Origin of the sequence: Oceanobacillus sp. E9 (assembly GCF_001741975.1) — a bacterium.
Taxonomy (GTDB): Bacteria; Bacillota; Bacilli; order Bacillales; family Amphibacillaceae; genus Oceanobacillus; species Oceanobacillus kimchii.
Map to the genome: position 1 here is coordinate 225,460 of NZ_LSNA01000001.1, position 22,664 is coordinate 248,123.

Annotated in this window: 20 protein-coding genes; 4 read left to right on the forward strand and 16 right to left on the reverse strand. The window is 36.0% G+C overall.

Features of this window, described 5'->3' with window-relative positions; all coding sequences use genetic code 11:
- Positions 1–37 precede the first annotated feature (37 nt).
- From wrbA to AQ616_RS00990, 8 genes are all read right to left on the reverse strand, one after another.
- Positions 38–637 (reverse strand): NAD(P)H:quinone oxidoreductase, encoded by a 600-nt coding sequence (gene wrbA / locus AQ616_RS00955; protein ID WP_017798325.1) that lies wholly within the window; start codon positions 635–637, stop codon positions 38–40.
- Between the two features lie 433 nt (positions 638–1,070).
- The gene (locus tag AQ616_RS00960) at positions 1,071–1,532 is read right to left on the reverse strand and encodes a Na+/H+ antiporter subunit G (protein ID WP_069684790.1); all 462 of its coding nucleotides are present in this window, start codon (positions 1,530–1,532) and stop codon (positions 1,071–1,073) included.
- Entirely contained in the window at positions 1,510–1,794 is a 285-nt protein-coding gene (locus tag AQ616_RS00965) for a Na(+)/H(+) antiporter subunit F1 (RefSeq protein ID WP_017798327.1), read from the reverse strand. Before AQ616_RS00965 ends, AQ616_RS00960 begins: the two co-directional genes overlap by 23 nt.
- The gene (locus AQ616_RS00970; RefSeq protein WP_017798328.1) at positions 1,794–2,276 is read right to left on the reverse strand and encodes a Na+/H+ antiporter subunit E; all 483 of its coding nucleotides are present in this window, start codon (positions 2,274–2,276) and stop codon (positions 1,794–1,796) included. The genes AQ616_RS00965 and AQ616_RS00970 overlap by 1 nt, the downstream gene beginning before the upstream one ends.
- 27 nt (positions 2,277–2,303) lie before the next feature.
- Entirely contained in the window at positions 2,304–3,785 is a 1,482-nt protein-coding gene (locus AQ616_RS00975) for a Na+/H+ antiporter subunit D (protein WP_017798329.1), read from the reverse strand.
- Positions 3,778–4,116 (reverse strand): Na(+)/H(+) antiporter subunit C, encoded by a 339-nt coding sequence (locus AQ616_RS00980; RefSeq protein WP_017798330.1) that lies wholly within the window; start codon positions 4,114–4,116, stop codon positions 3,778–3,780. The genes AQ616_RS00975 and AQ616_RS00980 overlap by 8 nt, the downstream gene beginning before the upstream one ends.
- A 2-nt stretch (positions 4,117–4,118) precedes the next feature.
- On the reverse strand, positions 4,119–4,541 hold the full coding sequence (locus AQ616_RS00985) for a Na(+)/H(+) antiporter subunit B (RefSeq protein WP_017798331.1): 423 nt from the start codon (positions 4,539–4,541) through the stop codon (positions 4,119–4,121).
- Positions 4,528–6,945 carry a Na+/H+ antiporter subunit A gene (locus tag AQ616_RS00990; protein WP_084822411.1) on the reverse strand — a complete coding sequence of 806 codons (2,418 nt, stop codon included), beginning with the start codon at positions 6,943–6,945 and terminating at the stop codon, positions 4,528–4,530. The genes AQ616_RS00985 and AQ616_RS00990 overlap by 14 nt, the downstream gene beginning before the upstream one ends.
- A gap of 572 nt (positions 6,946–7,517) precedes the next feature.
- On the opposite strand from AQ616_RS00990, the gene AQ616_RS00995 reads away from it, so the two are divergent.
- Positions 7,518–8,207 (forward strand): adenine nucleotide alpha hydrolase family protein, encoded by a 690-nt coding sequence (locus AQ616_RS00995; protein ID WP_017798333.1) that lies wholly within the window; start codon positions 7,518–7,520, stop codon positions 8,205–8,207.
- Between the two features lie 87 nt (positions 8,208–8,294).
- On the opposite strand, the gene AQ616_RS01000 is transcribed toward AQ616_RS00995, so the two are convergent.
- Entirely contained in the window at positions 8,295–9,080 is a 786-nt protein-coding gene (locus AQ616_RS01000; protein WP_017798334.1) for a carbon-nitrogen family hydrolase, read from the reverse strand.
- A gap of 351 nt (positions 9,081–9,431) precedes the next feature.
- Between AQ616_RS01000 and AQ616_RS01005 the strand changes: the two genes are divergently transcribed.
- Positions 9,432–10,061 carry an NUDIX hydrolase gene (locus tag AQ616_RS01005; RefSeq protein ID WP_069684791.1) on the forward strand — a complete coding sequence of 210 codons (630 nt, stop codon included), beginning with the start codon at positions 9,432–9,434 and terminating at the stop codon, positions 10,059–10,061.
- Between the two features lie 27 nt (positions 10,062–10,088).
- Here AQ616_RS01005 and AQ616_RS01010 read toward each other — a convergent pair whose 3' ends face one another.
- The 4 genes from AQ616_RS01010 to AQ616_RS01025 all read right to left on the reverse strand — a co-directional run bounded on the left by AQ616_RS01010 (position 10,089) and on the right by AQ616_RS01025 (position 16,456).
- Complete coding sequence (locus AQ616_RS01010) at positions 10,089–11,948, reverse strand: DUF2207 domain-containing protein (RefSeq protein ID WP_017798336.1); 1,860 nt, start codon at positions 11,946–11,948, stop codon at positions 10,089–10,091.
- 92 nt (positions 11,949–12,040) lie between these two features.
- On the reverse strand, positions 12,041–13,945 hold the full coding sequence (locus AQ616_RS01015) for an ATP-dependent DNA helicase (RefSeq protein WP_069684792.1): 1,905 nt from the start codon (positions 13,943–13,945) through the stop codon (positions 12,041–12,043).
- A gap of 221 nt (positions 13,946–14,166) precedes the next feature.
- Positions 14,167–15,681, reverse strand: a complete 1,515-nt coding sequence (locus AQ616_RS01020; protein WP_069684793.1) for an acetyl-CoA hydrolase/transferase family protein — start codon at positions 15,679–15,681, stop codon at positions 14,167–14,169.
- 130 nt (positions 15,682–15,811) lie between these two features.
- Positions 15,812–16,456 carry a LytTR family DNA-binding domain-containing protein gene (locus tag AQ616_RS01025; RefSeq protein ID WP_017798339.1) on the reverse strand — a complete coding sequence of 215 codons (645 nt, stop codon included), beginning with the start codon at positions 16,454–16,456 and terminating at the stop codon, positions 15,812–15,814.
- 337 nt (positions 16,457–16,793) lie between these two features.
- Between AQ616_RS01025 and AQ616_RS01030 the strand changes: the two genes are divergently transcribed.
- Positions 16,794–17,855, forward strand: coding sequence for an NAD(P)/FAD-dependent oxidoreductase (locus AQ616_RS01030; RefSeq protein ID WP_017798340.1), 1,062 nt, complete (start codon positions 16,794–16,796; stop codon positions 17,853–17,855).
- Positions 17,856–18,204: 349 nt separating this feature from the next.
- On the opposite strand, the gene xylB is transcribed toward AQ616_RS01030, so the two are convergent.
- A complete protein-coding gene (gene xylB / locus AQ616_RS01035) occupies positions 18,205–19,704 on the reverse strand; it encodes a xylulokinase (RefSeq protein WP_069684794.1) in 1,500 nt (499 codons plus the stop codon).
- 82 nt (positions 19,705–19,786) lie between these two features.
- On the reverse strand, positions 19,787–21,106 hold the full coding sequence (gene xylA, locus AQ616_RS01040) for a xylose isomerase (RefSeq protein WP_069684795.1): 1,320 nt from the start codon (positions 21,104–21,106) through the stop codon (positions 19,787–19,789).
- Between the two features lie 113 nt (positions 21,107–21,219).
- On the opposite strand from xylA, the gene AQ616_RS01045 reads away from it, so the two are divergent.
- The gene (locus AQ616_RS01045; RefSeq protein ID WP_017798343.1) at positions 21,220–21,834 is read left to right on the forward strand and encodes a YesL family protein; all 615 of its coding nucleotides are present in this window, start codon (positions 21,220–21,222) and stop codon (positions 21,832–21,834) included.
- 5 nt (positions 21,835–21,839) lie between these two features.
- On the opposite strand, the gene AQ616_RS01050 is transcribed toward AQ616_RS01045, so the two are convergent.
- Positions 21,840–22,661, reverse strand: a complete 822-nt coding sequence (locus tag AQ616_RS01050; RefSeq protein WP_069684796.1) for a carbohydrate ABC transporter permease — start codon at positions 22,659–22,661, stop codon at positions 21,840–21,842.
- Positions 22,662–22,664 lie beyond the last annotated feature (3 nt).

Below are 22,664 nucleotides of genomic sequence, written 5' to 3' on the forward strand. Positions count from 1 at the left end.
GCTTATCAACGTTTAACGCTAATCAGCTCTACAAACATTACTCTGAAATTATTTTTTTAGTTATTTCAATTAATCTTTTTGTCTGTACAGAAACTGCAGGTTGAACATCCTTTGTAAAGTTCCCATCTTGATCTACCGTAGCACTTGCTCCATATGGATTACCACCTGTGGTGAAAAGTACTGGGTCAGTATATCCAGGAGGAACAATAATCGCTCCCCAGTGCATTAATGAAGTATAAAAACTTAAGATACTTGCCTCTTGTCCTCCATGGTCATTTTGAGCAGAAGACATTGCACTGACAGTCTTATTTATTAAAGCGCCTTTTGCCCAAAGCCCTCCCTGTATATCTAAGAATTGTTTCATTTGCGACGCATAGCCTCCAAACCGAGTAGCCGTGCTAAAAAGTATTGCATCCGCCCATTCTAGTTCATCCGAAGAAGCCACTGGTATATCCTTTGTTTCTTCTACGTTCTTTTTCCAAGCTGGATTAGATTCGATTGCTTGATGTGGAGCCAGTTCTTGAACTTTTAAAACTTTCACTTCAGCTCCTGCTTCTTTCCCGGCTTCTTCTGCCCACTTTGCCATCTGATAATTTGTTCCAGTTGCACTATAATATATAATCGCTAATTTAACCACTTTATAACCCCTTTAAAACTTATTTTCTATATTTACTTTCTCCATCTATGTGAGGAACTATACGAAGATAAAGGTGAAAGCGATCGTTTAGCAACGGAGCGAGTGATTCGACAGTAGTAGAACTTCCTTTTCCTTTGAGATAAAGGTATCACGATGAGGTGCATATAATACTTTCGGCAGTCTTCTTTTCACCGCAAGGGTATAAGTGCGACTAAGCCTCATATAATACATTCGGCAGTCTTCTTTTCACCCAAGGGTATAAGTGCGACTAAGCCTCATATAATACATTCGGCAGTCTTCTTTATCGTAGGGCGATTCGTGAAGTCACCTAGTTGATGGACGATGGAGTCAAAAGTGGCTATTTAATTATTTCGTTATCCACAAGTACCTAATTTAAAAACTCCACCCAAGGAATGGATGGAGTCTCAACTATTCACGTTCTCTCTGCGTTCGAATCATTTTTGTCTATTTTTTCAACATTTACTTCATCTGTATTTTCTTTAAGTTCCTCTATACTTTTCTTTTCTTCTTGCGTTTCTTCTTGGACTTCCTTGATAACATCCTTTAATTCGTCTTCTATTGTTGTATCAGCCATTTTCACACTCGCACGGTAAGCCGCTCTTGTTATTAAATGTCCAGCCACTGGAGCAGTTAAGAATACAAAAGCTATACCTAATAAAAGACGTACACTATAAAACCCTTGTTCAGAAGCAAAGTAAATAAAAGCGCCTAATAAAGTCATCAAGACTGCTAAAGTAGAACTTTTTGTACCAGCATGAGAGCGAGTATATACATCGGGGAAGCGAATTATTCCGATTGCACTAATTACTGCCATAATTGCTCCACCTAACATAAATAGTGCTGCAACAAATTCAATCATTTCGTTTCCGCTCAATGATAACCCCCCTCTCAATATATTTCGAGAAGGCAATCGTACTTATAAAAGCAAGAATTGCAAGTATTAAAATAACCTCTAGATAAGCTTTTGTTCCCTGAAGCACAGATATTATTGCTATGGATGATACAAGCATAACACCGATCATATCTAAAGCCACAACACGATCAGGTAGGCTAGGCCCAATAATAATGCGGTATGCACTTATCGCTATTCCAATACCATACAAAGTTAGTGCTGCAATTAACATACCTTGAATCATCACCTAGTCACCCCCATAATCGCTTTCTCAAATTTATTTAATGACCGTAACAACATATCTTTTGATTCTTCTACATCCATCGCATGAATATAAAATGCATCTCCTTCTTGCGTTACCTCTATAACTACAGAACCGGGAGTCAGCATTAATAACAGTGCTAGAGCGGTTATTTCCCAGTCCCCACGAAGTACTGTTTCATATTTAAACAACCCTGGTTTAATTTTAATTTTCGGGCTTAAAATATGCCTTAAAACTAGTTTCGTTGATAAAACTAATTCTCGGATATAGATAAATATCAACTTAATCAAGGCAAAGAATCTACCTAAGTAGAAACGTTCACCAAAAAATCGATGCATTAAAAATACGATCACGATACCTACTAGATATCCTGCAACAAACGTTGTAAATCTTAACTCATCTTCATCACTTATTAATGTCCACAAAACTGCTATAAACACATTTAATAAAAACTGGGCGGGCATTTATATCCACCTCCTCTAAGACAATCCTTAGTTATCATATAAAACCGCATCAATGTAAATTTGTGGATTTGCTAGGACCTCAGCTGCATCTTTTACATAAACAGTTAAAGGTTCAACCCCGATTCCAAGAATAAATGATCCTGCTGCTAATATCACACAAGGGATGATCCAGCCTTTTTTCATTGGAATTTTGTCTTCTTTACTTATAATCGTCTCTCCCCAAAAACTAGTAAGGAAGACACGCATTAAAGAATATAGAACAAAAATGCTGGAAATAAACGCTAATGCAAGTAGAATATATGCCCCGCCCTCAACAGCTCCTTGTCCTACCAAGACTTTTCCAATAAATCCACTTAACGGTGGAATACCTGCTAACGCAAGTGTAACAATGAAGAAAATCCAACCAAATAACGGATAATTTCGGATTAGTCCACTCATATAATCAATTCTCGTCTCTCTTGTCACAGCAATCATCGTTCCAGCAAGTAAGAATAAGAGTGCTTTTACAATCATGTCATGGATTAAATAAAATATAGATCCTTCCAACGCAGTAGGTGTTGCAACAGCTAACCCTACCAATATAAATCCGACCGCTATAACCACATTGTAAGAAGCGATTAACCGCACATCTTTATATGCTACCGCCCCAATACTTCCTAGTATCAATGTAACACCTGCAAGTATTCCAATAAATGTATGAGTAATATGTGGTTCATGATAAAACATCAATGTAAACACACGGAACATAGCATAGATACCAACTTTTGTTAGCAATGCACCAAATAGTGCGGCAATTGCTGTTGAAGGTACACTATACGAACCTGGCAACCAGAAAAATAGTAACAATCCTGCTTTCAAAGCAAAGACGATTAAAAATACAATGCTAACAACAGTCAGCATTGGTGTCTGTCCTTGTTCAGCAATTCGCTCTGAAAGATGAGCAAAATTAAGGGTTCCTAATCCTCCATACGTGTAAGCAATTGCAATTAAGAATATCCAAGACGACACAACATTTATAATGACATATTTAATCGATTCCCTTAATTGACCCTTACGACCGCCAAACGCAATTAACACATAAGAAGCTAAGAGCATAATTTCAAAACAAACAAAAAGGTTAAATAAATCACCAGTTAGGAAAGAACCATTTACACCTGCCACAAGAAAATTAATAAAAGGGTAGAAAAACATGTGCTCATAAGACTTTTCTGTGGAAGAAAAAGCATAAACAAGACATATTGCAGCAACAATACTTGTCGTTAATACAAGTAGCATTGAAAATGAATCAGCCACAAATAATATTCCAAATGGTGGTTCCCATCCACCGAAATCGAGACGGAGAATTCCATTTTGTTGAATCTGATGCAAAATATATGCACTGATTCCGATATTGACAATCATCACAGAAAAACTACCCCATCGTTGTAGTTTTAAATTATGACGGAAAAATATTAAAAGAATTCCAGCAAGTATAGGGATCATCATAGGCATAGCAATAATATTATTCATTTCGATCCCCCCGTAACTCGTCTAGTTTATCTGTTCCTGTTTCCTGATACGTACGGTAAGCTAACACTAGGGACACTGCTGTAACAGCAAAGCTAATAACAATAGAAGTTAATATTAGCGCCTGCGGCAATGGATCCACCGGAATTGCATCTCCTTCACCAATAATTGGTACGCTCCCGTTTTTTAGCCCAGCCATTGTGATGATCAATAAGTGGGCAGCATGAGATAAAATAGCAGTCCCTAAGATTACTCTAATTAAACTTTTAGATAAAATTAGATACGTAGCTACCGTTACTAATATACCTGCTAGGATGGTTATTAATGTTTCCATAGTTATACATCCTCACTAATACTTAAAATAATCGTAACTACGACGCCTACAACAGCCAATGCAACTCCTGCTTCAAATAACATCACTGTTGCAAGCTCTGTCTCACCAAAGAAAGGCAAATCAAAATATGAAAATGTTTGACTTAAAAATTCCTCTCCAAATATAAGTGCTCCTAAGCCTGTTCCGACCGAAAGAAATGCTCCAAACGCGGCCACCTTTTTAAAATCAAATGGTAGAGCGTTTCGAATTGTCTCGATATCATAAACGATAAATAACAATACGAGTGCTGAAGCTAATACAAGTCCTCCGATGAAACCTCCTCCTGGACTATGGTGTCCAGAAAGAAACAAATAAACTGCAAGGGTGAGTATGATAAATGAAACTAGCTTTGCAACGGTACGAAGAATAACATTATTTATCTTCATACTGCTCACCCTCCTTATTGTTATTCTTTAATTTAATAAATACATAGACACCTATTCCGGCAATGAGTAGAACCACTACCTCTAACATGGTATCTAATGCGCGAAAATCACCGAGGATGGAATTAACCATATTCTTTCCACCAGCAAGCTCATAAGAATTCTCGAAGAATTTCGAGATGGATTCAAATGTTTTTCCACTTTGGACCATTAATGCGACGACCGTAAATACCACTCCGACACAAATGGAAATTACCAAATTAGTGTTGCGCGTTTTCTTTGGAGCGTCTTCCTTCTTCCATTCAGGAAGGAAATAGTAAGCTGCTAAAAATAGTACAGTTGTAACAGATTCTACGATGGTTTGCGTTAGAGCTAAATCTGGTGCTCTAAATAATACAAAGAATATCGCTACTCCAAACCCTAAAATACTATTTAAAAGAATTGCAGTAAGTCTTGATTTGGCAAATAATATAGCAATTGCCGCTGACATCATCACCAAAGCAGTAATTAGCTCAAAATTAGAAATAGCAGCATTTGTTGGCAATTCAAACTGATAAGCACCTGTATATAAGAGCATTCCACCTATAGAAATAATAAAGAATAAATAAATATATACTAAATAGTCTCTTAAGTTTTGTGTCATATACGAATTAGTAAATCCAGTCGATTTCTCTTCTATTTGATCTAGAATGAAGCCATAAAATACATTAATTGACCACTTTTCTGGAAATAGTCTATATACTCCCGTCCAGTACTTCCTTGTATAGAATAATGCTAAACCAAGAAGTACCACTCCGATGGTCATAAATAATTCAAGTTCAAATCCATGCCACGCATAGATAGATTCGCCAAGTTCTACACCTTCAGCAGCAAGAGTTGGAAATATTCCAGACATAGCTGGTGTAATTAAATTCTTTCCAATAATATTCGGGAAGAAAAAAACACCAATAACTAACAAAGCTAAAATAATTGGAGAAACAAGCATCCCTGGTTTTGGTTCATGGGCAGGATGTTCTAATTTTTCTTCTTGATATGGACCTAGGAAAGTCTTTACAACTATTATTGCGGAATACACAAAAGTAAATACACTTGCAACCCAGGCAACTATCGGTAGAAGGATTCCCCAAGTTTCTAAAGCAAAGAATCCTGCTTCACTTATATTAACAACCGCCATGAAGAACATTTCTTTACTTAAGAACCCATTAAATGGTGGTAAACCTGCCATAGACAAGCTTCCAATTAACGCAATAGAGAAAGTCACAGGCATCAAGGTAATCAATCCACCAAGTCGACGTATATCTCGAGTCCCTACACTATGGTCGACGATACCTACCACCATAAATAGCGCACCTTTAAACGTAGAGTGATTTACAAGATGGAATAGAGCGGCAAAAGAAGCACTTGTAAATGCGACAGATTCTGTGGAGTATCCTAAATTTAGTGCGGCTGAACCAATACCAAACATACTCATAATCATACCAAGCTGGCTAATTGTTGAATATGCGAGTAACGCCTTCAAATCGATTTGACGTACTGCATTAAAAGAACCCCAGAATAGCGTGAATAGCCCTACACCTGTAACTGCCCAGAACCAGGTAGCTTCTCCACCAAAAACAGGTGTAAATCTAGCAACAAGGTAGATACCTGCTTTTACCATGGTAGCTGAATGCAAATAAGCACTAACTGGAGTAGGTGCTTCCATCGCATCAGGTAACCATATATGAAATGGGAATTGAGCAGATTTTGTAAATGCTCCAAGCAGTACTAAAATCATTGCTGCAATAAACAGATAATGATCATTAAAGGAACTAACATTACCAATTACTTCACGTATAGACCATGTGCCTGCCATTTGACCGAGCATAATAAAACCGACTAACATGGCTATACCACCTGTGACGGTAATTAGTAATGATTTTTTCGCACCATCTCTTGAACGTTTCCTTTGGTACCAGAAGGCGATTAGAAGGAACGAAGAAATACTTGTCAGCTCCCAAAAGACATATAAAACAAGCATATTATCGGATGTTACTACTCCTAACATTGCCCCCATAAATAACATCAGGTATGTATAGAAGTGTCCAAGCGATTCTTTAGAAGAAAGGTAGTAAATCGAATATAAAATAACAAGTGCACCAATACCAGATATTAATAGGGAAAAAGTCAAGCTTAATCCATCTAAATATGAAGTAATGTTAATACCGTAAGACGGTATCCAGTTTAAGGTGAGGGTAATAACATCTCCACTAGCTATAGTAGGGATAAATTGAGCGAAATAGATAAATAAAGCAGTAGATACGAATAATGCGAACCAACCAACATGAATTCGCCGTACATATTTGTAAAGGAAAGGTATAATTGCTGCTGCAATAAAAGGAAACATTATTGCAATAATCAATGTTGTCAAACTGTAACCTCCAATCAATATAGGTTAACGTTACTGTTATCACACAATAGAGATAACAGGATATACTATTTAATGAATATCTAAGACACCCATTTGTTGCAAAATAGGTGGAAGGATTGTTCACAAATGGAAAGGCATGATAAAAGTGGATGTGCATCCATTTATTTGAATGTAACGTGGTATAAAAAGTGTTATTTTATTTACTCTATAGATGAACCCTGCTTCGAAGTTATTCCGCAATTTACATTAGTAATTATACAGGAATTCATTAACAAGTGCATGCTTGAACACTTTACCACGATATAGACTAGAATTTCTTATTCTTTTCAAGTATGCTAGTAGAAAGAATGACTCCATGTATAAATCGTCTTAAAAAATAGAAATAAGGTATATACGAATAGATAAATACATGTTAGAATAATACAGTTTCATGGAAAAATAAAATAAAATTAATATTTATTATAAACAAAATAAACGTTACCATCCGGTTATTCAAAAACAGCTAAAGGATGTATATCTACTAACCGGATAAACATCGTTAAATGAATATATTAAAGAGGTGAGTTGCCGTTATGAAAAAAATTAGAGGCCGCATGGACGAAAGCATCCTTGTCTGCGTATACTATGGTCCAAATGGAGAGCGTTTAATACAACGAGGACATAAGCTTGCGCGAATCATGGACTGTCCTTTATATGTATTAACTGTAGATGCTTTACCTTACGATGAATTCGATGCAGATAAATCCGGTTACGTAGAACGCTGGAAAGAGCTATGTGATGAACTTGATGTTGAAGACTTCATTATTCGAGATAATGAAAGGCGCTCATCTGTAAAAGCGATTAAAGAGGTAGCACATCAACATAATATTACACAAATTATTATTGGACAGAGTGCACAAAATCGATGGGAAGAAATCACAAAAGGATCATTTGTCAATGTATTACTACGTGAGATTACTTTTATCGACCTTCATATCGTTTCTGTGGATCGTACATTGAAAAGTACAGATGATACGATCTATGAAAAAGGTGTCCGTGGATTCTTGCAAAAAGATGAAGAAAAAGAGGCTTATCGCTTAAGTTTTGCTCGCTCGAAGCATAATTTATATGAAGGTATTTTTTATAAAGAGATCGGCACAGATTTTAATAACGGTATTTTTAAATTCGTCAATAGTAAAGGTAAAACCTGCCAGGTTCATGTAACCGAAGATATTTGTACAGGAAAATTAACCGATCCACCAAACGTAAAAAATAACAATTAATTATAAAAGATCCAAACCATTAATCGTTAAAATCGATAATAATAGTTTGGATCTTTATTTTTTTTGAAAAATGTTCCCTTTTTTAGTTTAATAAAGCTTCGGAACCCTACTTTCAAAAATAGGTACATTCTTTCTTGCTTCACTTACTTTCTGTAGATCAATACTATCAATAATCGTTTCCTCGTGATGATCCGAACCTAATGTTTGAATCTCTCCCCAAGGATTAATCACCGAAGATAGTCCACAAAACTCCACGTTGTTATATATGCCTACTCTATTCGCTGAAATAATATAACACTGGTTTTCAATCGCTCTTGCTAGTTGTAATGCTTTCCAATGATCTTTTCTTGCAGATGGCCATTCTGCCACAATATAAATCACTTCGGCTCCTGATACCGCTAATGAACGGGTAAGCTCTGGAAAACGAAGGTCATAACAAATAATAAGTCCCATTTTTACACCGTCTAATTCAAATGTACACACCTTCTCTTCCCCACCATCCAAATAGGTTGGTTCATCTAACATAGGAACGAGATGGATTTTATCGTACTTATATACTTTTTCTCCGTTGCTATTTACAACAATTGCAGTGTTATTTATTTTTCCATTCCGCTTATTCGCTATCGATCCTCCTATAATGTGGACCTGATTATCCCGAGCTAACTGTTGTAAAAATGAACAAGTCGGTTCTTCTTCCTCATCTGCAACTTCATTTAACTCAGCAAGTGTATATCCAGTTGTCCACATTTCAGGAAGTACTATTATATCAATATCGTTCATGGAAACTGTTTTTTCTATCCATGTTTTCACCTTTAATCGATTTGCCTCTGGATTCCCCGGCACAATATCCATTTGATATATCGCATAGCGCATTCTACCCATTCCCCCTTTATTTATTTTATTGTATCAAAGTTGAATTTCAAAATCAGATGCGTCGTTAATAAATTCGAATGTTGCTTTTTTGATTCTCATTTCAGACGGTCGCTTTTTAATAGAAACGGCTTGAACTAACTAGAAGAAGATAGCCACGTGTATTTTCAGGTCGTACTTTCCTGCAGAAGTCGCCGTCTTCCACAATCAAACCAAATTGTTCCTAAAATCCTACATATATAATGTATAAAGGAATTAGTTAAAATAATTCCTCTCAAGTGACAGTCAACAGAAACAATTATAAAATGAAAGTATGGATATCATTAAATCCATGTTTTTACAGGAGGTAATGTAATGAATATTCAAGAAATATTTAAACAGCTTCATGGTCGAACTCCATCCCTTATGGGGCATGAACATTTTAAAGAATCCTCTGTAATCATTCCACTAATCGAAATTGATGGTGAAACCCACGTATTATTTGAAGTGCGTTCCATGCAAATGCGTAGTCAGCCAGGAGATATATGCTTTCCAGGTGGCCGAGTTGATTCTACGGATAAGGACCCTTCTCACTGTGCCATTAGAGAAACAATGGAAGAACTTGGGCTTTCGAAACAAGATATTACTGACCCAATTCCCCTGGACTACATCGTGAATGACCTTGGAAGGATTATCTATCCGTTTGTAGGTAGGATTATTCAACCTGACAAAATAAAACCCAATCCAGATGAAGTCGATCATACATTTACCGTACCCCTATCTTTCTTCTTGGAAACAGAGCCAAAGAGATATAACGTACATTTACATGTAAAACCGGAAGATAACTTTCCTTATCATTTAATTGTCGGGGGCGAAAATTACGATTGGCGTATGCGTCATGTCGAGGAATTGTTCTATCAATATAACGATCAGACAATCTGGGGATTAACAGCCAAAATATTAACTCATTTTATTGAACTTATTAAAACAAACGAAAGGAGCTAGCACGATAACTAGCTCCTTTTCTATACATTAAAACGCTCCTGCACCTCCACCACCTGTACTGCTAGTTGTATTACTACTACTTGAGCTACTACCGTATACGGCGGGATTTATCATCATATAATTTGTATTAAATGTATTGACTGTGGCAGAAGGATAATAAAGTAAGGGGAAAGCACTCTTAAGATCCTCAGAAAGATTTAAATCTTTACATGTTTTTGCGAATTTATCTTCTGCTCCAATGACAATCGCATATTCTAATCGTTGTTCCAACTTATCCGGTTCTGAAGAAGTTGGGTAACGATTTGTTGCAAATAAATGATAAGCATGTCGTACTGCATATTTCCGCTTACGAATATCCTTTATCCAATAGCTAGCAGGAGTAATCAATACGACTAAACCTGTAATTCCATAAAATACTAAAGATACAATAGTACCTGTATTTATTGTAAAGAATAAAGTAGGGAAAATTAAAAGATAGAAATACAGTACCCCTAATATCCATTTCTGTCTTCGGAACCAAATACATAGAATCGTGATAACACCTAGGATTATAGTTAGTATCCATTGTTCCATTTGAGAAATAGGTTGAATCGTTAGAAGATAATAACACAAAGCACTTACAGCAATCGTTGAGAGAATTGATAGTACAGTATATCCAGCAAAAGGACGACGTAAATTTTGAAATCTATCTTGTTCCATTACGATTTCTTTCCATTGTTGGAATTTATTATGGAATATCTCTGCTTGTTTTTCTTTTTCTTTATCGGAAAGATCCTTATCTTCTTGTATCGATTCAAGAAGAAAGTAGGCACCCTTCTCATCACTATTTGCAAACAACCATTTCTTTAAATACTGATCTGATTCATTTATATGGGATCCTGAATTTCCCCATGAAAATCGATACGTATATTCTCCTTCTGTTCTCTCAGAAGGTACTCGCGACATGGTAATGATGCCTCTTTGTTTTAATGAGAATAGCGCAGCAATGAAACTTTCCGGCATCAGTGAGCCTTTTTTCAAGAAGCTATTCATTAAAGGGTCCGTCTCTTCAAAAACCCGTATCAAATAATCAGAACCTTTATTTCCCCGATATCGATTCGGGTGCACAAAAAATAGATAAGTCCCCGCTAATAGTACTACTCCAATACCTCCCCAAATCATTGGAGTAATTACACTCGTTGCTGCATCTAAATGCTGAATACGATTTTCGAGTTCTTCTTCCGTTTGTAATATAGCTAATTCCATTTCTTTATGTTTATCAATATCCTTACCGGAGAGTTGTTCAGATGGAAACAACAATCGAATTTCCGAATCCTTCCCTGCCGGTAAAGTCGAATTGGTGTACTGAATGCCACTATCAATGGTACTTAGCTGTCCACTTGCATCATCATGTAAAAAGAAATGTATATTTTCATCTTTTTGATGTGGTGTGTGGATAGAAATCGATACATTATCAAGATCTGTTTCATTATCACTATCAAAAAATGAATACGTTAATTCAGCAACATCTTCATACTTCGTGATGGAACCATGGACATCATAGCTGTACAATACTTTTTTCGTCTCATTATTTGATTCAGTATAGATTTTCCACATATCATCCTCTTCTTCGGTTGTTAACTTCTCTAGACCTTCCGTAGATATAGTGGGATCATCACTTGTCGTTAAAAACGCTTCAAAATCTTTCGCATCTGAATGAATAGACCTGGTTGTACCTTCATATGCACCTTCAAAGGTATATGTATATAGTTCTTGTACAGTGATCGTACCGTCTTCTTGTATTTGAGCATCAATTTGTACTTCATCGATTGTAAACGAGTGATCATCGGAACAACCGGTAATAATAAATACCATGGATAACATCATTATAATAAAATATTTTTTCATCGTATCACTCCACCTTTATATGAGTAATACGTACATCTGTTAAAAAAGTTTCAAAAACTCGAGCAATGCAGTCATCACTCGAGTTTACCTCATCAACTATTTAATAATGAATCTAGCACTGTTGTATCCGTAGCATGTTGCCAAATACGGACGACTCCTGAATCACTTTCAGTACGAATAAGTCGACCAACCCCTTGTTTCATCCGTAACATCATGTACGGTATGTCAATTTCTTGTGAAGAATTTTTGGCGTGTTTTCGCTTTGCCTTAAATACAGGATCATTCGGCGGGTATGGTAAGGATGCAATAATAACTTGGCTAAGTGCTTTACCCGGGATATCTAATCCCTCCCATAAATGGTAGGCACATAAAATAGATGGTACATCATACTGAAACCTGCGGACAATTTCACTGATTTCTTGATCTCCTTCATAAAGCATCGCATATTCCCAACTCTGCTTCTTAGCCCATTGGCGAAAATCATTCATATCTCCTTCTGAACGGAACAGGACTAGGCTATGCCCCTGATTGTCATTTAACTGTTCCTTGATTCCTTTGAATCGCTCATCTGAATCCTGATAAGAATGAAATGATATTTCTCGATTCGATTCATAATCAAACGGAGAGTCCACCGAAAAAGAATCGTACTGTCCTATACCTAAACTCTTTTGCAGATAGGAAAAGTCATTGTCCTGTGACAAAGTAGCAGAAGAAAATATAAATGGAATATTTTGTGAAAATACCTCTTCTCTTAATACGTTCTCAACCAATCTCGGCATAATAACAAGACTACTATTCATTTCATCTTGTTCTAACCAGTAAATTCCTTCATCATCATTTAATAGAATGGATAATCCATATGAAAAAAACTCTAGATATTCTTCAATAATCTTGGTGTGGTAAGCATCAATTGTAAAAAGCTCAGCATCAAATACAAGCTGTTCTAATAATTCCTCCACCATTCCATTTAATTGTTGAGCCATTTCTAACAATGGTTCACTACGAGGAATTTCTAATCGATCAGACCCTTCAATTCTTACTGCACTGCTTGTAATAACGTCAAACCATTCATCATGCAAGGATAAAATATCCTCTGCTAATTGTAACGATTCTTCTCGAACATCTTGACCAGTATATCCAGTCAAAACACTTGTAATATTATTGAAGTTAAAACGATAGGTAAGTCCTTTTTGTGCTGCAAACTCTAATAAATGTCCTTCATCAAAAATAACAGAACTCGCTTCCGGAAGCAGAGGCAATTGACCTTCACGTTTACGTGATTCTTTTGTCCAGACATGTTCCATATAAAAATCATGAGAACAAATAATAATATCTTGTGCATGACGGTAATATTCACGGTTTAAGGTTTGCGCACTTCGATGCCTCCAGTCACATGTCGCACATTGTTTTAATGGATCCCAACCAATGCGCTCCCATTGTTGATCAGACACCCATGGGTACTCTTTACGATCTCCATATCGGTAGAAAGTTTGCATAGATACTCCTTGATCAAATACAAAATCAGGAATTTGATCATGTACAGCTAGTATATCTTCATCATTGGTTTTCTCAACTAAAGGATCTAATTTTTTCATACAAACGTAGTTTTCTCTTGCTTTTGCAAGTCTAACATCTACTTCTAGGTCTAGTGCTTGCTCCAATTTATCAATATCTCCGCCTTCTTTAACAAGCTGTTCAATAAGTGTTTCATCAGCGCATGAAATAATTACAGGTTTTCCCATGTAACGGGCGTAACAAATCGCATATAGTAAATAAACGATTGTTTTACCAGTACCTACACCAGCTTCTGCAAACATCGTTCTTTTATGTTTAAAAGCTTGCTCCAGTTGAAAAGCCATAAATATTTGCTCATCACGGAGTTCAAATCCTTTTTCAGGCAATATATCATAGAAGACGTCGCCAATATAATCTCCTAATCGATCAAAAAATTTTTCGTTTTTTGAAATAGTAAATGGTAATGTTTTTTTTCCAGTCATTATAGACTCCTTCAGCTAACGTATTTAAATGCGAGTTCAAAAATGTATGATCACACCGGACTTTTTGAACATCATCATTAAGCAACCCTCATCGTACCATTATAGTCAATTTTCTAGCAAGTTATCATACTTTTTCTATTAAGTTCGTTTTTTTTATAAAAAAACACATGAACAGCCTGCCCGCTACTCATGTGTCTTCTAATATAATATCCCCTTTTGTCTTACACTTGTGGCACTGCTGGACGCATCGTACCATGTTCTCGAAAGCTAGAATGCCAAGAAAAAGCTTTTTCTAGTATATGCGGAGTCTGCCCACCCCGTTCTAATGCTTCTTGGTAATACTCCCATAGCGCTTCCTTATATAAAGGGTGCGCACAATTTTCAATAATTTGTGGCACGCGTTCTCGAGGTGCCAATCCACGAAGATCTGCGTATCCTTGTTCCGTTACAATTACATCCACATCGTGTTCTGTATGATCGGTATGCGATACATATGGAACAATACTAGATATATCCCCGTTTTTTGCAATTGACTTTGTTACAAAAATTCCTAATCTAGCATTTCGAGCAAAATCTCCCGACCCTCCAATACCATTCATCATCTTCGTTCCACCTACATGAGTGGAATTAACATTACCGTAGATATCAAATTCTAATGCTGTATTAATTGCAATTAGACCCAGTCTGCGAATAATTTCTGGATGATTAGAGATTTCTTGCGGACGTAAGACAAGCTTACTCTGATAGTCCGCTAGATTATTAAACACATGATTCATCTTTTCTTCCGATAATGTAATGGAACATGCAGACGCAAAACTCACCTTGCCTGCATCAATCAAATCGAAGACAGCATCTTGAAGCACTTCTGAATAAACCGTTAAATCTTTAAACTCAGAGTCTAGCATTCCGTGTAATACCGCATTAGCAACAGAACCTATTCCGGATTGCAAAGGCATAAGTTTCTCTGTTAATCGTTCCGCCTTAATTTCTTCTCTAAAAAAATTCAGTAGATGATTCGCAATGTTTTGCGTCTCCTCATCTGGCGGAACAATCGTCGAAGGTGAATCAGGTTGATGCGTAAAAACTATCCCCTTAATTTTATCCATATCAACCTGAATACCAATCTTTCCAATACGCTGATCAACTTCTTTTAAAGGAATTGGATCACGATCTCCTTGTTTCCCAGGGCTATAAATATCATGCATCCCTTCTAATTCCATCGGTTGAGCAGTATTCAGTTCAATAATAATGTTCTTTGCAGTCTCAGCAAACGCTACTGAGTTACCTACAGATGTACTTGGTATTATATATCCATTTTCTGTGATAGAAATCGCTTCCAATATGGCATAATCCACTGCTTCCATCGCATCACCACGAAGCATTTCTGACGTATGAGACAGATGTTGATCGACAAATAAATGTTCCCCAGCATTTATCGCCTTTCGCATAGATGGCTCAGCCTGAAAAGGAATTCGTTTATTCACAATCCCTGCTTCAGCAAACAGCTTATCGATATTAGACCCTAAAGATGCCCCTGTGTATACATTGACTTTGATGGATTCTCCTTCCTCTGCTCTTTTTACTAATGCCGTAGGAACTGCCTTTGCATCTCCCGCACGTGTAAATCCACTAAGTCCTAATGTCATACCATCTTGAATCCAAGCAGCTGCTTCTTCTGCAGTTACCACTTTTTGTTGCATACCTTTGTTTTGTATGCGCTTTAATTTTTCTCCCATCCTACTCCTCCCCCCTTTGTAATTGTCCTTTCATCTTAACTGATTTTTCTAATTAATCGGGAGATTGAGAGGGAAACAAGAATAATACGCTTCACATACAACAAAAGTTGATTCAAACAGAAATATTCCGTTAAAAACCTAATAATTTTCGGAAATAACTAGAATAAGATTGACTTACCGGAACCTGTTCACCATTCTTCATACCGAGCATAAAAGTTGAATGGGTATCCGGATAAATCTCTTCTATATTGTTTACATTGACAATATAGGAACGATGGCAACGTATAAAGACATCTGTAGGCAGCATAAACTCAAACTCTTGTAATGTATTTGTGTGAAATCCAGCATAACCCTGTGCTACAGCATATGTTTTACGTTCCTTTGCTTCTAAATATATAAGATCTGAAAAAGGTATCGGCTTCCAGCCGTCTTGACTACGTACTGTGACCACTGATTTTCCTTCTGTATAAGCAGGATATATGGCAAGTACACACCCTTCCATCTCATCTTCATTATAATAGGGGACCGCCATACCATGATAAGGAACCCCATATATATTTCTATCAATAAATTCGGATACTTTTTTATTTGTTGTAATTGCTTTATGCGCTAATGTCCCTTTTTTAATTGGGTCGCCTTCATGAATTTTTAAATCAATCCGCTTACTTCGTCGATAATACACATATTTATGCTTATTAGTAATTGCAATTGATACTTCTTCTGAAAACAATTCTACCATTACATCTAATAATGAACTTAAACTTAGTTGCTTCATAGAACATTCCCCTTATCGATACTCTCACTTGATTATATCATGAATTAGAAAACACCCAAGACAAGTGCTTTTCTCCCCTGGATTTTCAAGTTCCTGCTTCCCTATAGGAATTAGGGTTTTCCATTACAATCGAAGCCAAGTTGTTCCTATAATCCGAACATTAATATACAACTATCACTAAATATTCGTTTTTAAATTATAACTTGAAATTCTTTAAGTACAAATATGTAAAACGCGTTTAAATTAATAATCGTTATAATGCAGATGACAGGTTAGTCATAATTTGATACTCTAGAACCTAGGAAGAAGGTTTCATACATATAAGGGGTGTGCTTGCATGAAGAAGGTCGTAATACTCGGGGGAGGATATGGCGGAATTAAAGTATTAACTGGATTACTTAATCAGTCATTATCTGAGGATATACATATAACAGTTGTAGATCGAAACCCATTTCGTTCGTTAAAAACAGAATTTTACTCTATCGCAGCAGGAACATCAGCTGATCATGATGTTCGTGTGGATTTCCCAGAGGATTCAAGAGTAAATTACCTGTTTAAAGAAATTACAAAAATAGATGTCGAACAAAAGCGAATTTTATTTAACGACCCAGACATCATTGTAGAATATGATTATTTAGTTATTGGAATTGGTTGTGAAGATAATTTCCACGGAATTCCTGGGGCAAAAGAATACGCAGAAAGTGTTCAAACCTTTTCCAAAGCTAGGCATACTGGAGTAGCAATTGGAAACCTGAAAGCTTATGGAAAAGTTTCTGTAATCGGTGCAGGTTTGAGCGGGATAGAAGTTGCATCGGAAATTAGAGAAAGTCGACCTGATTTAAATATTCGTTTATTAGACCGTGGTGCTAATGTATTAAAAGCTTTTGATTCTAAAATACAAGACCATGTCGAACAGTGGTTTATTAAAAATGATGTTGATGTTATTCACCATTCTACTGTTGAATATGTAGAGAAAGATGGCGTTTGTAATAACGGGGTTTGTTATCTAAATGACGTTACTATATGGACTGCTGGAGTTCAGCCAAATTGGCTAGTACGTCAACTTCCTTTTAAAAAAGACATACAAGATAAAGTCATCGTAAATGATTTTTATCAAGTACCTGAAGACCCAAATGTATACGTCTTGGGAGACTGTGCATCAAGTGAATACTCTCCAAGTGGACAATTAGCTGGATTACAAGGAGAGCAAATAGCAGAAGTACTATTATCCGTTCTCGCAGACAAGGAACCCAAACAACCGAAACCTTTAAAGTTAAAAGGTACACTCGGTTCACTAGGAAAATCAGACGGATTTGGCAATATGGTGAAAACACCCTTAACTGGCTTCTTACCTCGACTTGCTAAAACAGGAGTTTTATGGCTAAGTAAACGACATTAAAAAAATCATCACTCACTAACTCAACTTGTAGATACCACATTAATGGTAAGGAAGGTTGGGTTTTTTATTTAAGGTAACAATGTACATATTATTGAATAAAAAGGCAAGTCGAACAAAACATATTCATTAAATACAATTATTAACATTTTGCATGAACAAGTAAAAAGAGGAACGGTAAATATGTAACCATCCTCTTTTTCAATAGCTTTGCAAGCTCACACACTGCAAAATATCTGTGTCCATATTCTTAAATATAAAGCTTTTTACCTTTAAATAATGAAATTAATTATCTAACTGATCCATGAAGGTCAACCCAAAAACTATTCCCTACTTATCATCTATCTATTTCCTACATTCGAATTTTATGAAGTTGATTGTTTATTTTATTAGTTGAAGAATATACTTGTTTGTATAAGTGAAATAAGTCATGATATAGTTCGACGTTTTTCTCTATTGGTTTGTATACCTTTTCTTCTTGAATAAAGACATCACCGCAGTCTGCTAGACTATTGAACCAGCCAACTCCGACACTGGCAATCATCGCCGCTCCCATTCCCGGCCCTTGCTCACTTGTTAAACGAATAACCTTCGTTTGAAAAATATCGGCTTGCATCTGTATCCATAGATCACTCTTTGCTCCACCACCTACAGAAATTATAGTTTCTATTTTCTTTCCACTTTCTCGTAAAATACTTACACTTTCTTGCAAGGAGAAGGTAATACCTTCTAAAATTGCTCTAGTGAAGTGTTGACGCTTATGGGATGCATCTATACCGATAAAACTTCCCCGAATGGTTGCGTCCACATGTGGGGTCCTCTCTCCATTAATATACGGTGTAAATAGTAGTCCTCCTGCCCCAGGTTTCACAGTAGATGCTTCTTGTACTAATTCATCAAAACCTATATCATTTGCAAACGTCTCCTTATACCAAGAAAGACTGTGGCCAGCAGCTAGTGTTACTCCCATCGAGTAAAATGCATCCGGAGCTCCATGATTAAAGTAATGAACTTTCCCTTCAAAGTTTTTATCACCTGACTCTTCATAACTAAGCACAACACCGGAAGTACCAATACTTACTAATGTTTTGTCTTCTCTGAGTACACCTGAGCCAATAGCTGCACAAGCGTTATCCGCTCCTCCAGCAAATACTTTCGTAGCCATATTTAACCCTGATTTCTCTGAAGCTTCTTCTGTTAGAGTACCTACTTCGGCAATTGAATTGATTAATTCCGGGCAGATTTCCGTTGGAATTTCCATCAATTCACAGATTTCCTCACTCCACTTATTCTTTGCTAAATCTAATAATAAAGTTCCTGCTGCATCAGAATAATCCATGTGTAATTTTCCGGTTAAACGGTAACGAACGTAATCCTTTGGTAATAAGAAGGTTTGTATTTTATTGAAATTATTTGGTTCATGTTTTTTTATCCACAATAACTTAGGAAGCGTGAACCCTTCTAATGCTAAATTTTTTGTAATATCTAGTAATCGATCTTTTCCTACACTACGATAAATATCTTGGCATTCCTCAGTTGTTCTCGTATCATTCCATAAAATGGAATTACGAATAACCTGATTATTACTATCTAATAAAACTAGGCCATGCATTTGTCCAGCAAAGCTTATACCTTCCACTAGATGAGGATTTATATTTGATTCCGATAACAAAGTACTGATTGCCTCATACGTTTGTTCTACCCATTCATTTGGATCTTGTTCGGCATAACCGGTCTTTTCTTGGATTAGCGTTAATGACGCTGTTTTTTCATATTCGACGCTTCCTTCTCTATTAACTAAAAGTACTTTGACACCACTCGTTCCTAAGTCAACACCTAATACATATGACATCCACCATGTCTCCTTTCGTATCTACATAAAATCACACAGAGTAGTTAACTCTTTACTACCCTATGTGATGATTGCCCTACTTTTATGCAAATGTTGTTAACAAATATTGATTAATTTTACTCTTAATAACTTCCAATTGACCAGATGGTTGCGTAATATCAGATAGCGTTAAGGCATGCTCTTCTAATTGATGAAAATCTGCCTTTCCAGAAACAATATCTTTTCCTATTCCATGATTAAATGAATCATAACGTTCATCTATAATATTTTCTATTACTCTATCATCTAGTAAACGCTGCGCTATTTTCAAGCCTACTGCAAAACTATCCATACCAGTAATATGTGCATGGAAAAGATCTTCCGGTGTAAATGAACCACGTCGAACCTTCGCATCAAAGTTCAATCCACCTTTTCCTAATCCACCATTCTTTAGAATTTCATACATCGCTAAAGTAGTTGCATACAGGTCAGATGGGAATTCATCTGTATCCCAGCCTAATAATGGATGCCCCTGATTTGCGTCTACTGATCCTAACATATTATGAATACGTGCATAATGTAATTCATGCTCAAATGTGTGCCCAGCTAGAGTCGCATGATTTGCTTCGATATTAAATTTAAATGTATCTTGTAAATCATAATTTTGTAAAAATGCATATCCACTTGCTACATCAAAATCATATTGATGACTGGTCGGCTCTTTTGGTTTTGGTTCTATTAAGAATTGTGCATCAAATCCTATCTCATTCGCATATTCTTTTGCCATATGGAAAAAACGTGCTAAGTTATCCAATTCTAGTTTCATATTGGTATTTAATAAAGTTTCATACCCTTCTCTTCCACCCCAGAAAACATAATTTTCCGCTCCAAGTTCTTTCCCAACCTCTAGACCCTTCTTCACTTTCGCCGCCGCATAAGCAAATACATCTGCATTATTAGAAGATGCTGCTCCATGGACAAATCGAGGATGTGTAAAGTTATTTACGGTATTCCAAAGCAATTTTGTTTTACTATCTTTCATATAGTCTTTTATCATCGCTACGATAACATCTAAGTTGTCATTTGATTCTTTTAAATTACTTCCTTCTGGTGCAATATCAACATCATGAAAACAGAAATAAGGTATTTGTAGTTTATCGAAAAATTCAAATGCCGCTTCTACTCTTGCTTTTGCTAGGTCCATTCCACTGAATTTATCCCATGGACGTATTGCTGTGCCAACTCCAAAAGGATCTGATAAGTCTTCTGTAAACGTGTGCCAATAGGCAACTCCGAAACGTAGATGCTCTTCCATTGTTTTTCCGTTAATGGGTTCACTTGGATTATAAAATTTAAAAGCATATGGATTATCTGATTTTGCTCCTTCATACTGAATGTTTCGAATCTCATTAAAATAACTCATTGTTCGTTCCTCCTTAAAATGTTTGTTTAATTGATGAACAAAGTTGATAGATGAAAAGTTTAACCCTATACTATCTATATATGATATCCCTTACATAGAAGGAGATTTTTCAAATGAACCTAATTGCAAGTCGTCTTTATACTATAATGGAATGGGTGATGAAATTTGCTTATCTTCACCTATTATGGGTTGCTTTCACCCTGTTGGGATTAGTAATAGTTGGGTTTTATCCTGCCACTCTTTCCACATACTCTATCGTAAGAAAATGGCAAACCTCAAACCCGGATATCCCAATATTCTCTACTTTCTGGACTACATATAAAGATTATTTTAAGAAAGGTAATATATTAGGTATCTTTGCTAACTTATTCATTGCTTTAGCAGTATTAAATATAATCTTTATTCAATCCTATCAAAGCGATTTTTCTCTGATTCAAGTCCCATTATTGGCTTATTTATTTTTTGTTTGTTTATTTTTCATTTACTTATTTCCAGTTACAGTTCACTTCGACTTACCTGTTACTAAAATATTCAAGCACTCTTTTCTGATCATGCTAATTAGTCCAGTCCATACTTTACTGATAATTATTAGCTTTGTTTCGATCTATCTTATTTGTACACAATTACCAGCACTTTTCTTTATTTTTGGGTTTAGTATTATTGCGTCTGTTTCAACATGGATCATTCAAGATCGCTTTGATACGATTCAATCTTTTAAAAAAACATAAGAAGATTATCCTTTTACTGCACTTGCAGATAACCCCTCCATGATTTTATCGCTAAAGAAAATGAATGCAATAATAATTGGAAGTACACTAATAACTAACGTAGCCCCAATTGCTCCCCAATCGGTCATATATTGTCCTATGAAGTTTTGAATACCGACAGTTAACGTTTTAAACTTATCAGAACTAATAAAAGTATTTACAAATACAAATTCATTCCAGTTATAAATCATATTAATTATTACGATAGTTGACATGATAGGTGCTGATAACGGTAAGATGATTCTGAAAAACAAACGATGAACCGAGCTGCCATCAATGATAGCTGCTTCCTCAATTTCTCTAGGTAACGTTGTGTAAAACCCTAAAAGAATCATCACTGTTATTGGTAGGTTATATGTCATATACGTAACGACAATTGATAAAGGATTATCAATTAAATTCACATTCAGAAACATGTTATATAGTGGAATTAATGCTGAATGGATTGGAATCATTAACCCTACCATAATAATGCCTAACACAAGACTTGATAACTTCCATTTCATTCTTGTTATAGCAAATGTCGCCATACTTGCGATTAAAACGGTTAATATCGTAGCAACCACTGTAATCCAAATACTATTCCAAAAGTAAGTACCAATCCCACCTTCAAAGACTTTTAAGTAATTTTCCCATTTAGGATCTGTCGGCAATGCAAATGGGTTTCCTGCAAAGATTTCTTGGTTTGACTTTAAAGAAAAAGAAACCAACCATATGATTGGGAAAATCTGAAATACGCCGACGATTCCTAAACAAATGTAAAGTAGAATATATCCGATACGATGCATTTT